Here is a 2,974-nt window from a genome sequence, read left to right on the forward strand (position 1 = left end):
CACGGCAGGGAACTCCTCGGCCTCCTCGCCAAAGGAGGACCATCTCGGTTTGGTTTCACCGAGGAGCTTCCCTCTTTCCCGCTCGCCCTTCCTCGCCGACTACACACTTATAGGGACACGACCTCGCCTCGCGGCATCACGGCCAGCGGGACGCCCTCTCAATCTGGTCATGGGACCGTGGCATGCGTGCTCATCGCCTCGCGGCATCACGGCCAGCGGGACATGCACACGGATGTTTCCCCAAGGCGTGGAAAGGTGCTCATCGCCTCGCGGCATCACGGCCAGCGGGACAATAGTGCAGCCGCCAAAGAAGCTGCCCGTAGAACTTTGTGCTCATCGCCTCGCGGCATCACGGCCAGCGGGACCAAGGGCAAGCCAAACTACACGCGCCCGGACCCGGGGTGCTCATCGCCTCGCGGCATCACGGCCAGCGGGACTTGGAGTCGTTCCGGCCCGGATACCCGTGGCACGACAAGTGCTCATCGCCTCGCGGCATCACGGCCAGCGGGACTCGACGGCCAGCCCCTTCAGGAGTTTGCCCAATTGTGCTCATCGCCTCGCGGCATCACGGCCAGCGGGACCGAAGACGCGCGTCATCGGGTTTAAGCCCGAGGGCGAGTGCTCATCGCCTCGCGGCATCACGGCCAGCGGGACGATGGCGGGAGCGATTGAGTCCGCACTCGCGAAGGTGCTCATCGCCTCGCGGCATCACGGCCAGCGGGACCTCATTATCGGTCGTCAACTGGTGACGACTGAGACGTGCTCATCGCCTCGCGGCATCACGGCCAGCGGGACGGTGAGGTTTACCAAGTACCACGCGCTCGGTGTCTAGTGCTCATCGCCTCGCGGCATCACGGCCAGCGGGACGGAGTGGGCCCAGTTGACCGCGACCTTCCGCAACGGTGCTCATCGCCTCGCGGCATCACGGCCAGCGGGACATGATGGTCTTCACGTACATCATCGCGCACCAGTAGTGCTCATCGCCTCGCGGCATCACGGCCAGCGGGACTACTGGGACGTCACGGCGACGTGCTTCACGGAATTGGAGTGCTCATCGCCTCGCGGCATCACGGCCAGCGGGACCGGGAGAATGGTTGGGTCGGACGTCCGCTCCTCGTGTGCTCATCGCCTCGCGGCATCACGGCCAGCGGGACGAGAAGTACGGTCCGAATCGTCGGGGAGATGTGAGTGCTCATCGCCTCGCGGCATCACGGCCAGCGGTATCCGTCCGGTCAGCGACGTGGCGTGAGCGGTTGAAGATGGACGAGGTCCGTGCCCGGCAGGCGCGGCGACCGGAGGGGATTTCAGTGCTGGGGCTGGAGGCGTGACTCGGGCGGACCGGTGGTCTGCCGACGCTTCCACTCGTGAGGCAGCAGCTCCGCGATGCGCGAGTTGGGATGTGTCTGCACGCGGAGCAGGACGTCGGCCAGGTACTCCTCGGGGTTGACGCCGTTGGCCTCGCAGGTGGCGACCAGCGCGTAGAGACCCGCGAGATTCGCGCCCGCGGTCTCGTGCCCGACGAAGAGGAAGTTCTTGCGGCCCAGCGCGGCCTTTCGCAACGCCGCCTCCGAGCGGTTGTTGTCCAGGGGCAGTCGCGCGTCCTCGACGAAGCGCGTCAGCGCGTCCCATTGTTTCGTCGCGTAGGAGAGCGCCTGCCCCAGCGGACTCTTCGGCGGGTGGCGCGGCGTCTGGACTGCGAGCCACGTGCTGATGCGCGCGAGAATGGGCGCGCTGGACTCCTGGCGCAGCACTCGGTGCTCGGCGGTGCCCACGACGCCCGCGGCCCGCGCCTGGGCTTCCACCCGGTAGAGTTCGAGGATGAGGTCCATGGCCTCGCGAGCCTCGGGCGCGGTAGGCAGCGCCTCGAAGAAGCGGCGACGCACATGGGCCCAGCAGCCGACGCGCGTGCGGCCCTCCGGCAGCGTCACCACGTTGTAGCCCGTGTACCCGTCCACCACGAGCGCACCCGTGGTGCCGCCCAGCACGTCCTTGGGCGTCTTGCCCGCGCGGCCCAGGCTGAAGCGGTAGCCGATGAGCCACGCGCCCTCGGGCGTCTGGGTGAGAAACGTCCAGAGGTAGCCCCGGCGCGTCTTCTTCACGTCCAGCACCCGCAGCGGCGTCTCGTCCGCCAGCACGACTTCGGCGGACGCAATGCATTGCAGCAGGTGCGTCGACAGAGGCAGCAGCACCGAGGCCGACTGGTGGAAGAGGTCCGTCAGCGTGCTGCGACTCATGGGGACGCCGCCTCGCTCCAACCGCTGCGCCAGCCGGTGCAAGGGCATGGCGTCCGCGCACTTGGAGACGACGACGTGGGCCAGCAGGCCCGGGCCGTACTCGCCCTTGTCCACCACCTTGGGCGGCGCGGGCGCGGTGACGACGCCTCGGCCGCAGGTGCATGCCAGGACTTCTTGCACATGCACCTGCTTCTCGAAGCAGTCTGGCACGCGCTCATACACCGCCGTCCGACGTCCCGCGCCCAGAGGCTTGAGCGCCGCGCTACCGCACGCCGGGCAGCGCCGGTCCTCCGCCGGCACCTCGTGGTGGACTTCGCGCTCCACGGCCACGACGGCCTTGCGTGCCGCGCGCTCTCGCCGCGTCCGAAGGGCGCTCGCGGCCCGGGCAGCCTCGTCCTCCGGGGTGGCGGGCGCCGGCCTCAACTCCTTGGCCACTGGCGGCAGCTTCTCCGTCTTCTTGCCGAAGAGGCGCCGCTCCAGCGCCGCCATCTTCGCCTCCAGCGCCGTCATCCGCTCGCGAAGCTCTTCGGCTTCCTCGCGCCAGGGGCAGAAGTGGTCTTGGGGAAGCTCGCGTGGCACCAGGTGACAACACCTCGTTGCGCCGCCGTCTGTCCTCGCGTCACGAGGACGTGTGGCCAGGAGGCGTCCAGGCGGGCGGGCGTTTGACTTCGGTGACGTCCATGCCGTCCAGCAGCATCGCCCACTGCGTCGCGTCCAGGTGCACCGCGCTCGCGTCGGCG

At 68.7% G+C, this 2,974-nt stretch carries 1 protein-coding gene and 1 CRISPR repeat array; the gene reads right to left on the bottom strand.

What is annotated here, in order from left to right; genetic code table 11:
* Positions 1–116 precede the first annotated feature (116 nt).
* Positions 117–1,224: direct repeats of the CRISPR family, unit length 36 nt; unit sequence GTGCTCATCGCCTCGCGGCATCACGGCCAGCGGGAC.
* Positions 1,225–1,304: 80 nt separating this feature from the next.
* The gene (gene tnpC, locus LZ198_RS42640) at positions 1,305–2,744 is read right to left on the bottom strand and encodes an IS66 family transposase (protein WP_253977911.1); all 1,440 of its coding nucleotides are present in this window, start codon (positions 2,742–2,744) and stop codon (positions 1,305–1,307) included.
* Between the last annotated feature and the right edge of the window lie 230 nt (positions 2,745–2,974).

The sequence above is a fragment of the Myxococcus dinghuensis genome (assembly GCF_024198235.1).
In the GTDB taxonomy this organism is placed as follows: Bacteria; Myxococcota; Myxococcia; order Myxococcales; family Myxococcaceae; genus Myxococcus; species Myxococcus dinghuensis.